The sequence below is a fragment of the Thiomicrospira sp. S5 genome (assembly GCF_003991075.1).
Taxonomy (GTDB): Bacteria; Pseudomonadota; Gammaproteobacteria; order Thiomicrospirales; family Thiomicrospiraceae; genus Hydrogenovibrio; species Hydrogenovibrio thermophilus.
In genome coordinates this window covers 1,865,321-1,878,254 of the sequence record NZ_CP014470.1, presented here as the reverse complement: position 1 = coordinate 1,878,254, position 12,934 = coordinate 1,865,321, and the positions used below count along the sequence as shown (strand labels likewise).

The 12,934-nt window shown below is 48.1% G+C and carries 13 protein-coding genes; 9 read left to right on the top strand and 4 right to left on the bottom strand.

The features are described from left to right. Positions 1-172 precede the first annotated feature (172 nt). The 4 genes from AYJ59_RS08660 to AYJ59_RS08645 all read left to right on the top strand — a co-directional run bounded on the left by AYJ59_RS08660 (position 173) and on the right by AYJ59_RS08645 (position 3,439). Positions 173-652, top strand: coding sequence for a hypothetical protein (locus AYJ59_RS08660; RefSeq protein ID WP_127119884.1), 480 nt, complete (start codon positions 173-175; stop codon positions 650-652). Positions 653-732: 80 nt separating this feature from the next. Then, positions 733-1,671 (top strand): hypothetical protein, encoded by a 939-nt coding sequence (locus AYJ59_RS08655; protein ID WP_127119883.1) that lies wholly within the window; start codon positions 733-735, stop codon positions 1,669-1,671. Positions 1,672-1,686: 15 nt separating this feature from the next. Further along, the gene (locus AYJ59_RS08650; protein ID WP_127119882.1) at positions 1,687-2,949 is read left to right on the top strand and encodes an HNH endonuclease; all 1,263 of its coding nucleotides are present in this window, start codon (positions 1,687-1,689) and stop codon (positions 2,947-2,949) included. 118 nt (positions 2,950-3,067) lie between these two features. Then, positions 3,068-3,439 (top strand): hypothetical protein, encoded by a 372-nt coding sequence (locus AYJ59_RS08645; RefSeq protein ID WP_127119881.1) that lies wholly within the window; start codon positions 3,068-3,070, stop codon positions 3,437-3,439. A gap of 117 nt (positions 3,440-3,556) precedes the next feature. On the opposite strand, the gene zntB is transcribed toward AYJ59_RS08645, so the two are convergent. From zntB to AYJ59_RS08630, 3 genes are all read right to left on the bottom strand, one after another. After that, positions 3,557-4,540 (bottom strand): zinc transporter ZntB, encoded by a 984-nt coding sequence (gene zntB, locus AYJ59_RS08640; protein WP_127119880.1) that lies wholly within the window; start codon positions 4,538-4,540, stop codon positions 3,557-3,559. A 165-nt stretch (positions 4,541-4,705) separates the two neighbouring features. Then, the gene (locus AYJ59_RS08635; RefSeq protein WP_127119879.1) at positions 4,706-5,083 is read right to left on the bottom strand and encodes a hypothetical protein; all 378 of its coding nucleotides are present in this window, start codon (positions 5,081-5,083) and stop codon (positions 4,706-4,708) included. A 221-nt stretch (positions 5,084-5,304) separates the two neighbouring features. Then, the gene (locus AYJ59_RS08630; protein ID WP_127119878.1) at positions 5,305-5,898 is read right to left on the bottom strand and encodes a TetR/AcrR family transcriptional regulator; all 594 of its coding nucleotides are present in this window, start codon (positions 5,896-5,898) and stop codon (positions 5,305-5,307) included. Between the two features lie 147 nt (positions 5,899-6,045). Between AYJ59_RS08630 and AYJ59_RS08625 the strand changes: the two genes are divergently transcribed. Further along, entirely contained in the window at positions 6,046-6,615 is a 570-nt protein-coding gene (locus AYJ59_RS08625) for an NAD(P)H-dependent oxidoreductase (protein WP_127119877.1), read from the top strand. Positions 6,616-6,620: 5 nt separating this feature from the next. On the opposite strand, the gene AYJ59_RS08620 is transcribed toward AYJ59_RS08625, so the two are convergent. After that, positions 6,621-6,950, bottom strand: a complete 330-nt coding sequence (locus tag AYJ59_RS08620) for a hypothetical protein (RefSeq protein WP_237260309.1) — start codon at positions 6,948-6,950, stop codon at positions 6,621-6,623. Between the two features lie 174 nt (positions 6,951-7,124). Here AYJ59_RS08620 and AYJ59_RS08615 point away from each other — a divergent pair, with 174 nt between their 5' ends. The 4 genes from AYJ59_RS08615 to AYJ59_RS08600 all read left to right on the top strand — a co-directional run bounded on the left by AYJ59_RS08615 (position 7,125) and on the right by AYJ59_RS08600 (position 12,913). Beyond that, the gene (locus AYJ59_RS08615; protein ID WP_127119876.1) at positions 7,125-7,673 is read left to right on the top strand and encodes a hypothetical protein; all 549 of its coding nucleotides are present in this window, start codon (positions 7,125-7,127) and stop codon (positions 7,671-7,673) included. A 162-nt stretch (positions 7,674-7,835) separates the two neighbouring features. Then, positions 7,836-8,444, top strand: a complete 609-nt coding sequence (locus AYJ59_RS08610; RefSeq protein ID WP_029937788.1) for a hypothetical protein — start codon at positions 7,836-7,838, stop codon at positions 8,442-8,444. 164 nt (positions 8,445-8,608) lie between these two features. Continuing rightward, positions 8,609-9,739, top strand: coding sequence for an efflux RND transporter periplasmic adaptor subunit (locus AYJ59_RS08605; RefSeq protein ID WP_127119875.1), 1,131 nt, complete (start codon positions 8,609-8,611; stop codon positions 9,737-9,739). Further along, positions 9,740-12,913 carry an efflux RND transporter permease subunit gene (locus tag AYJ59_RS08600; protein ID WP_127119874.1) on the top strand — a complete coding sequence of 1,058 codons (3,174 nt, stop codon included), beginning with the start codon at positions 9,740-9,742 and terminating at the stop codon, positions 12,911-12,913. Positions 12,914-12,934 lie beyond the last annotated feature (21 nt).

Genomic DNA, 12,934 nt, shown 5'->3' with positions numbered 1-12,934 from the left:
ACCGCAAGCGGCCAGCTTAACGGGGTGGCGATAATAGATTCCATTGCCAGGCCGCCTGCGGCAGCCTAACAATGCAATCAACCTGACCTGTTTCACGCCCCAAAAATTAAAATTTTTAGCGCGCGAAGCCACGCAGGTTATCACCACCCCGTTATATTTTTAAGGAGATTTTGTGAGATATTTTTTAGCCATAGCGATTTTTGCCTTTTCCCTGGGTGTTCAGGCCGAAGAACAATATCAGTTAGATGTATCTATTACGCGTGGAGACAAGCTGCTTCTTTCCACTCACTCAATTACCACTGGTGACGGGGGATTGATTAGCAATGGCGAAACTTTCGGCTACGGTTCTTTGACTTGCGAGAAGACAGGTGGCGTCACCAAGAAAGAACTTTCCGTGAATATGATATTCAGTGGTCTAAAGGTCGTCAGTGAGATTGTTGATGGCGAGGCTTCGTTAAAAATTGAAGAGCATATAGTCGACTCTAAAGACCGTGAAATTGAAGATTCAGAAGGAAAATGCACAAACTTGAGGCCAAAGGTTACCGTTTATGAGGACGCTGTTAAATTTGACTACACAGAAAATAATCCATTCCACTCAACTTTGAAGAACGACAAGGAACTCAAGATCAAAGTTACCCCGATCAAAATATAACAAGTAGCGTCAGTCGGACCGTTTTGTCGCGCTGCGCACGCCAACCCGGCCGCTGCGCAAGGCGTTAGCTGAAATAAAATATGAGCGAAGAATTAGGAAAATACTTAAACAGAATTTCAGATGATATAGCTAAATCACTGCAAGATACAGCTTTAGACTATTTCAATCTTGGTATTCGTTTATATCAAGATGGGAGAAAGCGCCCTTGGCAAGGATTTCAAACTGTATTAGGAAATCTGTCAATTGCTTGCGAGTTACTATTAAAAGCGATTATTGCTAGAAAAATGTTTAGCTGTCTTTACCCAAACTTATCCAAAGAAGCTCTAGCGATGCTTCATTATCCAGAGGCTATGCCACCTGGAGCGACTCCTAATGTATTTATCGGTGATCTTAGAAATTTCACCGAAAAGGTAATTGATATTAGTCAGGCAATTTCATATTTTTACCAGCTTTACCCAGATAAGAAACAAGAGTTTAAGCCTCATTTATCATTACTCGCGCCTATTCGAAATATTGCAGTTCATGCAGCTTTTCCAGAGTTTCAAAAATATCACCTCGAGCGAGTAGCCTATATTGCATGCAAGCTATTTCAGCTTGCAAAAGACGACGAAGTCTTTAAGTGGCTATTTATGATTTCAAATCAGCAGGAAATTGACAGTATCATAAAGCGATATGATGACGAGCGGGTAACTAAAGTTCATAAAGCCATTGAACAAGCGAAAATAAAGTCAAAATCCCTAGATTTTTTGTATGCTTGGAACTTCGGGTCAAACGAATGGGAAATGCGAGATGAAAAATGTCCAGTGTGTAAAAATGACGCTATTTGCTACGGGTACACAGAAGAAGACGAAACCGAAGATGGCATAAGTCTATGGTTTGTAAAAGATCAATTCGAGTGCGATAACTGCGGCTTAGTGTTGGATGACGCTGATGAATTAGAGTTGGCGGGTATTGAAACTTCAGATGATTTAGAGCCATATCTCGAAGAATGGTTTGAGTATAAAGCAGCTAACAAATAGCTCACAGGAAACTCTATGGAAAAACTTTGCATCATTTGCAGGGAAGAAAGTGACAACTTTTCTGATGAGCATGTGATTCCTGACGCTTTAGGTGGTTACTATCATATTTATACTGTTTGTAAAAAATGTAACTCTGATCTTGGTTCGTCAGTTGACGCAAAGTTAGTTAATCATCAATTTGCAGAGTTTCAGAGGTATTTACTGAGTTTAACAGGTAAATCTAAAAAATTACCAAACCCATTCTCTGGCACACACCATCTTTCTGAAGATACAAGCAAAAAAATTCAGCTTCGTCTTGATGAGGAAGGTAAACCCGTTCCCTATACCATTACAAATGTAAGCTATGAAGAATCAGAAAATGAAGGTAGTGGAACCAAAGTTAGTATATGTATTGATGCTTCGGATGAAAAAAAACTAGATGGTATACTTAAAAAAATTGCCAACAAATTACAGGTACCAATTGAGCAATTCGAAGGAATAGACCGCAGCGTTCAAAAAATCGAAAAACCAAACATTAAATGCTCGCTGTCTATTGATTTGGCGGAGTTTAAGATTGGGTTGTTAAAAATTGCTTATGAGTTTTCCGTGGACACCGTAGAGGGCTATTTTTCGGATCGCTTGGCAATAGAAATATCCAAAATTCTCAAAAATGCTGAATACGATTCAGTAGAGAACTTTGTTTCCATTGGAAGCGGTTTCGATCATGAAATATTTGATGGTATGCGTGATTATTTAGATTTAGAAAGCAAAAAACACTATCTAGTAATCGTAGGTTCGCAAGCTCGTGGTTTGGTGTGTCTGGTTCACCTTCACGGAATGTTTTCTGTAGGTGTCTGCTTATCTAATTCGCCTTATCCAGATAGCTTAGCGGTAATTGGTGTAAACGATATAGAGCAGAGGTCGTTCAGAAAGATATACCCAGAACAGCTACTAAAAGAAGTTTTCGCTCCTCCCGAGCTTAGATTTCAATACTATTTTCCAACAGAATATGCGGCTCAAGAATTTTTGGACATGCAAGCCTCTGACAAATTTGGGTTTCATTCAACGGAAACGGGAACGACTCCAGTTTTTGATAGGCAAGGGAAGCTTCTGAGTTCAGACCTCTATTCAAAAATGAAGGAATCAGAGCACTTGGTAACCTCAGAGGCTTTAGATGGAGGGGGTATAGTTCACAAATTCCCAATCCAAGATGAGCTATTCATAAAAATATTGCCCTCTGGAAAGTTAGTGCAAGTAATAGCCGTCCGCGAAGAACTGCGGCAGATCGCGAAACTATGAATGATTTTGCATCTAACAAGCCAATCAACCTGATGTGTTCCGCGCCCCCAAAATTAAAATTTTTCGTGCGCGAAGCCAGGTAGGTTATCGCCACCCCGTTAGGATTTTAAGAAATTAGATGAAGTGTCCAAATTGTACAAACAAGATTAGCTTTTTTTCTAAAGGAATTTTAGTAGGCGGTAAAGCCAATAAAGTATGTCCAAACTGTGGCCAAAGTTATAAAACTGGAATTAATTTCAGAAATTTTTTAATCGCATTTATTCCATTGATTATTTTGAGTTTAGTGCTTCAAGAAATAGGATTAAGCAAAGTAATCTCAAACTCAATAAGCATTGCATTGCTAGTCTATTTTGTAATGGATATAAAAAATGAAGAATTAGAAAAAACAAATTTCAGTGCCGAAAAAAGCTGTTTGTATTCTTTATTTGGCGTATTGTTTTTCATTGTTGCAATATTTGCTGTGTTTGGGTTGCTCTCTGCTTTTTTATGAAAAATCAATCAAGAAACCCTACAAGTGTACTCAATCCGACCGCGTTGCCGGTCAGCTGATAGGCCTTAACCGGCCACTCATAAACCTCCAGGCTTGGGCGCTTTTGATTATTTGCCTTTACAGCCACTTACGACGTTTGAAAAGCCAGAACTGTACCGCGACCACTAGGATCAGCGCGGCGGTGAACACGATAAACGCATAGGGGCTTTCGCTGCCGGGAATACCGTTGAGGTTGACGCCGAGCAAACCGGTGAAAAAGCCTAAGGGTAGAAAAATGGCGGCGATAATCGACAGCACGTACATACGTTCGTTCAATTGTTCGGAAATGCGGCTGAGCACTTCTTCATGCGCAACGGCCGTGCGTTCGCGGACGGCATCGATGTCTTCAATATGGCGAATCAAACGGTCGTTTACTTCGCGCAGTTGCATGCGGTGATCCGGCGTCAACCAACTGACTTTTTCCACCAGCAAGCGGTTCATGGCTTCGCGTTTTGGTGCCAGATAGCGTTTGATGGCGATGGTTTGGCGTCGTAAAGCGGCCAGTTCGGATTTCAGCGTCGGGTTTTCGGACGTCAGTGTCTGGGTTTCCAGTTCGGCAATCTGGTCTTCAAAGTCGTCAACGGTATCGCTCATCATCAGAATGAGTTGGTCGGTCAGGCTGATGAGCAAATCGGCGCTATCGTGCGGGCCTTTGCCTTTTTCCAGACGGGTGGCGAGAGTGTTGACCGACACCAGGTTGCGTTTGAGTGTGGTGATGACCCGGTTGTCGTCCGCCCAGATACGGATGGAGACCATGTCTTCCGGGTCGGCGCCCGGGTTCTTGTTGACGCCTCGTAAAGCCATTAACAGGCCGTCGCCGACACCGACGGTGCGCGGGCGGCTTTCTTCACTCAGGAGCGCGTCGGTAATCAAGTGGTCTAACTGGCTGTGATGGCGCAACCAATCCCGGGTGAGGGGGGCGGAATAGTCCATGTGCAACCACAAACAGCCATCCGACGGTTGCCAGTTTTGCGCCTCCGACCAGGTTAAGCGGCGACCGCCACCGCGGCCGTCCAGTAAAAAAGCATGTAAAAAGCCGGCATCTTGAGATGAATCGGACATAAGCGGGTTCCTTGCGTCATGAGCGTGGTTTAAAACACTGTCATAATGGATGCATGAGAAGCATTGTTTTAGATAGATTGTACGAAATTGTGCAGGAAAGGCCAGGAAAATGCGAGAAGGGAATACGGCGCTTGAAACGCCGTATTCAGTGCGAAGGATGTGGAATTATCGGTTGTTTCCGCCGCCCATGCCTCCGCCCATTCCGCCACCTTGGCGCATGCCGTTACCGGGGCCCATGCCACCACCCATACCTTGGCGGTAGCCCATGCCAGCGCCACCGGCCGGTGGGGAGTCTGGCAAGGTAACGCCTTGTTCTTTAGCGCGTTCCTGCATTCGGGCGTGGTTTTCAGCACGGATTTGGTTACGTTCTTCTTCCGTTTTGGCATTACGCATTTTTTCACGGTGTTCCGCTCTTTCCTGCGGCGTCATGAGTTGACTGCCGTACATTTGTTGTGGGCCGTCTTGTGCGGCGACGGAAATGGTTGGCAAACCGGATAAGGCCAAAACGCTGGCCAGTGTGGATGCGATAAGTAACTGTTTCATGTGATTGACTCCTTACTGAATAATGAAATGATCTGTATTTCAGCAGAAGGTGTCGTACCTAAGGGGGAGAATCAGTTCAGCAGGATCTGCATAAAATACTTATGAATCATAAAACGTTTTGAAATTTCGGGTCAATCGAAATGCAAGGCGATGGCTAAAAATTACGATGTGTCGCATTTTTACCACGGTGGTTTTTTTTTGAACAGGATGAGATTGTGGGTTTAGCGGTCTGATTCTGGGAAATGAGGTCCCCAGGTGGCTTCAATCAAGTGTCGGATAACGGCGGCATCGTTTGGAAAAAGTTCGGGTTGTTCGCAACTGTCGGTGCATTTGCGTAATGAGAGCATGGCGTAGCCGTGTACTTGCGACCAGGTGGCGGCAATCAACCATTCGGCTTGGGTTTCGTCGGGCATCAGTTCCCGGCAGGTTGAGGCCAGCGATTCAAAGGTGGCGTTGCCGAGTTCGGTCAATTCGTCAAAGGTTTCGGAATGCCAGTCGAAACGACTGAACATGATGTGAAAGTGTTCCGGGTGGTTTAACGCAAAATGGATATAAGCTTCACCGATACGAAACAGACGTTCTTTGGCGGTTGGCGCCTTGATGTCGGAAAAAGCCTGGTGCATTTTGTTGAAGCCTTCCTCTGCCAATTGGGCCAGAAGGGCTTCTTTATTGGTGAAGTGTCGATACACGGCGGCCGGGGTGACGTCCACGGCTTTGGCGAGGCCGCGAATGGTCAACGGCTTTTCCTGTTTGATGAACTGAAGTCCCGTTTTTAACAGGGCCTGTTTGAGGTTGCCATGATGGTAATGCGCCACGGAGACTCCTTTTGAGCGATGCTGGGAAATTTAAGTTAACAGTGTTTACATTTTAGTCGGCATGATTATAATGTCAATTGTTAACGGTGTTTACATTATGCCTGACATTTATATCTGATTATATCTCAGTCAGTTTTGGAGTCGTGGATGTCAAAGAAAATTCTCATGCTTTACGGTCACCCGAAAGAGGACAGTTTATGCTGTGCGCTAGCCGAAACCTATGCAGACGAAGCGGAAATGCAAGGTCATGAAATCAACTGGCTGAATCTGTTTGAATTGGATTTCGACAGTACACCTAACGGTCTTGAGAACCCGGAAGAGCTTGAACCCGATATTCGTCAGGCCCAGGCCTTATTACAAGACAGCGATCATTTGGTACTGGTGTACCCGATTTGGTGGGGTGGCATGCCGGCAAGGGTGAAGGGGTTTCTTGATCGGACCTTTGCCAGCGGTGTGGCGTTTCGTTATACCGAAAAAGGACGTTTGGTGCCGTTATTGAAGGGTAAGACGGCGGATATTCTCAATACGTGCGATACGCCGAAAATCGCTCAGTGGTATTTTCTGGCCGGGGATCGCTTACAGATGAAACGCGCCATTATGGGGTTTTGCGGTGTCAAAGTACGCCATCACCGCCGTTTTGGGGCCGTGATTGGTAGTGATGCGGCGCAACGTTCTCGTTGGATTGAACAGGCTGGGCAACTGGCAAAATCATTATAGGCGGTTCAATCGTTTTGCAGGCGTTTGCCGTTCGGGTTCGGCCGCATGGTCAATAGGTTTTCCACCTGATGTTGGTCATACCCTTGTTGCAGGGCGTAATGCGCTAATTGATTGGCTCGGGTTTGCAATTCCGCCGGATTCAGCCCGTTTTCAATGGCTTCTTCCAAACAGCCGGACAGCATTTCCAACGTATCCGCTTCTTCTTCATCGTCACGTAACCCCGTGTCATTCAAACGGTTTAGGTTGGTGTCAAAGCATTCCAAGAGTTGGCGGGCTTTTAAGGTTTGTTTGATGTCAATCACATCGTGATCGTTAGGAGAATTCATCGGTTTCATCTTGTCCCTCCGCATGTTTCGAGCTGGACACTCTTTCATATTAGCGGTTTTTAGCAGAGCGGTAAATAAAATCGTCTCTTGAAAAGGCGTGTGAATGGCCTTATCTTACCTCCCAAAGAGAATGAAACGGGAGAGTGGAACGGATTCCACAGGGTAAGCATCTGAGTGAATGTTATGGCGCGTTTTTTGAAATGGTTGGTGTTGATAATGGTGGTGGCCGGAGTGGTGGCTATCACTTGGTCATTACGTGAGGAATTCCGTGAAACGGACGCCCCCGCCATGACTGACTTGCCAAGTCCGGTCGAATCGCCGGACGTGGATTCCGGGAACGAATCGGTTGCGCCGGTGAAAGTGCCGCCCACCATTGATGAAGCGCCGTCGCAAGAGGAACTGGAGGCGCCCTTGAACTTAAGGTTGCCGGAAAAAGACACTTTGCCATCGCATGATGGGCCGCAAATGAAAGCCGCCGACATTCCGTTGGATGGGCCCGAAAAAGCACCGTCCATCAACGATTTATTGCCGGATAAGCCCATCGAAAAACGGGTGTTCAATTACAGCTATGAAGGGTCGGATAAAGACGATGAAGACAAATACAATGTCAAATTGGGCGTTCAGGATGAGGATGTGAAGGTCAATGTCGGTGTTGGGGTGCAAACCGGTGAAAAACGCACGGATTTGAATTCCATTGATATTGAAATGAAACTGCCGGAATCATCCAAATAAACCAGGCCTGGCTGTTTTGGGTATGGCCGTTTTTGTGTGGAACCCAATCTGAAGAAACTCTCTGACGAAACTCTGAATCCGGTTCGCGTCGGTTTCTTTTTGCCTTGCGCTATGCTAGGGTGCTCATCTGTACTTCTGAAAATATACGACTAAGGACACACTATGCGATTGACTCTCTCCCTTTCCAGATTTGTTTCGGTCATGGCCCTGGCGGCTTCCATCTCGCTTGGCGGCCAGGTTATGGCTCAGCCGCCGATGCCGCATAGTGGTGGCGGAGGCATGCCGCAATTGACTGAAGAGCAAAAGCAGTTGATGATGGAGGTTCAGCAAACCCAGCAGGCTTTGCAGAAAACCCAAGAGCAGTTGCGCGCGATTCAAGACAAGGTTTATCAGTCAAATCCGGATTTGGTCAAACAAAAGGACGCCTTGCAACAAGCCATTTCGAAAAAAATGTCTTCCGGTGGTTATGATGCCGATAAAGAGTTGGATGCGTTGAAAGCGATGGTGGAAAAATACAACACCGGACAGGAAAAGCCGACGCAAGCCGAAATTCAAGACTTCCAAAAACGTCAACAAGCCTTCCAAATGCGTCAGCAGCAAGCCTTTCAAGACCCGGATATCCGTGCTAAGGCAGAAGCCTTGCAACAGAACCTGAAAGCCAAAATCCAAGCGTCCGGTCCGGAGGGTAAAGCGCTGATTGCAGATTTGGAAAAACAAGTCCAAAAACTGGAGACATTACGCGCAAAAGCGGCGACCATGATGAAAAGATAACTTTCTTCGTATTCCAGCGTAATGTTTTAGCAATCCTTTCTGAATTTCCGTTAAACTAACGCATAATTATGCGTGTTACCGGCATGTATCAGACACTCAAATAACCATAAAGACCGAGAGTGGCATGCCGATACAACCCTTTGACGTTCAAACGGAAATTCTCTATGTCTAAAAAAACATTGTTTCTGGCGATTTGTTGCATCTCTTCAAGTTTTCTTTCGACGGCCCAAGCGGCCGATACCAATGCCAAACCGAAACGCCCTTTGCCCAGTGTGGTGGTGCAAACGGTCGATACCAAAAACGTTTCTCCTGAAATCAAACAGTCCGGCCGAGTCGAAGCGATTCAAACCGTGGACTTGCGTGCCCGTGTGGAAGGCTTCCTCTTAAAGCGTAACTTTGTGGAAGGCACGATGGTCAAGGAAGGGGACGTGCTGTTCAACATCGAGAAAGACACTTATCAAATCGCCTTGAAAGAACGTGAAGCCGATTTGATGAGCGCCAAAGCGACCTTGAAGAACAACGCGGCCGACTTGGAACGTAAAAGGGACATGTTGAAAAAGGACTTGATTTCCCAGTCGGACGTGGATGCGGCCGAAGCGGCACGTGATACCGCCAAAGCGCAGGTGAAATTGTCGCAAGCGGCGTTGGAACAAGCCAAATTGAATTTGAGTTACACCGATGTGGTCAGCCCGATTGACGGCGTGATCGGCATTGCCAATTACACCAAAGGCAATCTGGTCAAGACCACCAGTGATCCGCTAGCGACCATCACCAGTGTCGACCCGATTTACGTGTCGGTGGAAATCGGCGAAAAGAAACTGCTCCAAACCCGCAATCTGCAAATGCAAAACGGTGATGAAAACCTCAAGGCGGTGCCGACCCTGGTGTTGTCGGATGGAACGGCCTATAACCATAAAGGCGAGTTTACCTATATGGGGCCGGAGGTGGATATGACCTCCAATACGGTTAAGGTACGCGCCACTTTCCCGAACCCGGAACATACCTTACGCCCGGGACAATACGTGACCGTGTCCATTGGCTTGAACAAGCAGAACATTCTGCCGGTGGTGCCGCAGGAGTCGGTTCAGAAAGACAAAAAAGGCTATTTTGTCTTGGTGGTGGATGCCGATAGTAAGATTGAAGAACGGCGCGTTGACGTCGGGCGTCAAATCGACGGCGATTGGGCCATCAAATCCGGTTTGAAAAAAGGCGAGCAGGTTGTGGTACAAGGCCTGCAAAAGGTCCGCCCGGATATGAAAGTGAATGTTGTTGAGGCGAAGGGAGCAACGAAATAAATGTTTTCAGCTTTCTTTATCGATCGTCCTAAGTTCGCGCTCGTCATTTCCATTGTCATCACCTTAGTCGGTTTCATCACCATGAAACTGATGCCGGTGGCCGAGTTCCCTGATATTACGCCGCCGGTGGTCAGCGTCACCACCACCTACCCCGGGGCCAGTGCCGAGGTGGTGGAAGAGTCCGTCGCCATTCCGATTGAAACCCAGGTCAACGGTGTGGAAAACATGCTCTACATGTCTTCCAACAGCAGTAACAGTGGTTATTATTCTCTGAATGTTTCCTTCGATGTCGGTACCGATCCGGACATTGCCGCCGTAAACGTCCAGAACCGGGTCGCTTTGGCCCAGCCGCAATTACCGGCCGACGTGACACGTCAGGGTGTTTCGGTGAAAAAGCAATCCAGCAGTATGTTGATGATTATCAACCTGTCCACCAAGGAAGGGGACAAAGACGGCATCTGGTTGAGTAACTATTCATCCATCAACATGGAAGATTCGTTGGCACGTTTGCCGGGGGTGGGGAATGTGGCCCAGTTCATTACCCTGGATTACGGGATGCGGATTTGGTTGGACTCGCTGAAAATGCAAGCCTTGGGCATCACGCCGCAAGACATTTCCAATGCGATCGAATCGCAGAATATTCAGGCGTCGGTCGGGCAGATCGGTGCGCCGCCTTACGGCGAGAAAAAGCCGGCATTTCAATATACGTTGCAAGCCAAGGGTCGTTTGGCGGAAGTCTCCGAATTTGAAAACATCATCGTTCGTGCCAACGACAACGGTTCCGTGGTGTATATGAAAGACGTTGCACGCGTGGAACTGGGAACTCAGGAATACGACGGTTCGACCTATCTGAACAATAAACCGACCGCTTCCATTGCGATTTACCAGTTGCCGGGCGCCAACTCCATGGCGGTGGCCGATGAGGTCTATAAAGAGCTGGATGTCTTGTCTAAGCGCTTCCCCGAAGGGCTTATGTATGAAGTGCTTTACGACACGACGGCGTCGGTAAGGGCCTCCGTCGAAGAAGTCGTCAAGACACTCTTTATCACCTTTACGCTGGTGGTCATCATCACCTTCCTGTTCCTGGGCGATTGGCGAGCGACCCTGATTCCATCGATTGCGGTGCCGGTGTCCTTGATCGGGGTCATGGCGTTGCTTTATGTGTTCGGCTTCTCCATCAATATGATTACCTTATTCGCGTTGATACTCGCCATCGGGGTGGTGGTGGATGACGGCATCATCGTGGTCGAAAACGTCAAGCGGATTCTGGCGGAAGGCGAAACCGATGTCCGTCGCGCCACCCGTGAAGCCATGCGTCAGGTGACCGGGCCGGTGGTGGCGACAACCTTGGTGTTGTTGTCGGTGTTCTTGCCGGTATCCTTTATGCCGGGGATCACCGGGGAGTTCTATCGACAGTTTGCATTGACGATTGCGATGGCCGTGGTGATTTCCTCGATTAACGCCTTGACCTTATCGCCGGCACTGTGTCGTTTGTTGCTGCGTCCCGAAGATGCGGAACCGAAAGGGTTCCTGGGCTTGTTTGCCAAAGGCGTGGATAAGGCGCGTGACGGTTATGTGGCCGTGGCGAAACGCATGATTTCCCGTTATAAAATGAGCATGCTGGCGTTTTTGCTGTTTGTGTTCGGGGCCGGTTATATGTTCCAAAACGTGCCGTCCGGTTTCTTGCCGACCGAAGACCGTGGAGCCTTGATGGCGAATATCCAGTTGCCGGACGGTGCATCCTTGCAGCGGACCACCGACTTTACCCGTAAGGTGTCCGACAGCTTGGGTCAAATCAAAGGGGTGCGGGACGTCATTGTCATCAACGGTTACAGTATCATGTCCGGCTCGGCGTCCAATGCGGCCTTTGTGGTTTTGTCGCTGGAAGATTGGAGCAAACGCGCGGACAATCCGGCCAAGAAAATTTTGCGTGAAGCCAATATTCGCCTGAGTACATTCCCGGAAGCCGATTCCTTCGCCTTCTCGCCGCCTGCTATCAGTGGTCTTGGGGTGGCGGATGGTCTGCAAGGGCAAATTTTGGATTTGGCCAGCGGGCCTTCCAGTGAGTTGGCTTCCGTGACCCGTGGCTTGATGTTTAAGGCCAATCAGGTTGACGGCATCCAGCAAGCGTTTTCGACCTTTTCCGCGGATGTACCGCAATATTATCTTGATATCGACCGTGAAAAAGCGCGGGTGCTCGGGGTGGAAATTTCCGATATTTTCAATACCTTGCAGTCGAATCTGGGTTCCTTGTACATCAATGATTTCAACCTTTATGGCAAAACCTATCGCGTCATTATCCAGTCCGAAGCGGATGAGCGGATGGCGATGTCCGATTTGGATTTGATTAAAGTGCGCAACAAAAACGGCAATATGGTGCCGTTGAGTTCCGTGGTCGAATCCAAGCCGATTATGGGGCCTTTGTCGATTCCGCGCTACAACATGTATCGTACGGCGTCCTTCTCCGCGCAAACCGGGGCGGATTTCAGTTCCGGTCAGGCGATTGACGCCTTCGAGAAGTTGGCCAAGGAAGAAATGCCGAAGACCTATGAAATCGCCTGGACGGGAATGACATTGCAGGAATTGGAAGCCGGCGACTTGGTGGTGTTCATCTTTGCGTTGGCGATTCTGTTTGCCTATCTGTTCCTGGTGGCGCAGTACGAAAGTTGGTCGGTGCCGATGTCGGTCATCACTTCGGTGGCGATTGCGGTCTTCGGTTCCTTGTTGCCGCTGTATTTGCTGCCGGGGATGAACAATAACCTCTATACCCAGATCAGTATCGTTCTGATGATCGGTTTGGCGAGTAAGAACGCCATCTTGATGGTGGAATTCGCCAAAATGCGGCGTGAAGAAGGGGAAACCGTTGTCAACGCTGCGATTGATGCCGCTCATCTGCGTTTCCGTCCGTTGATGATGACGGCCTTAGCCTTCCTGTTGGGGGTTCTGCCGTTGCTGTTCGCCACCGGCGCCGGTGCGGTGAGCCGTTATTTCGTCGGGGTCACGGTCATCGGCGGCATGTTGTTCGCCGCGGCCATTGCCGTCTTCTTCATTCCGGTGTTGTATGTGTTCTTCCAAAGCCTGCGTGAAGGGGTTAAAACCAAGCTGTTCGGAATGGACCCGGACCGTGCCGCGGGTATTCCGGAAGTGCATGACGACGACCTGAAAAAGGCCTGACGGTTTGGTTAAAGAGGCATG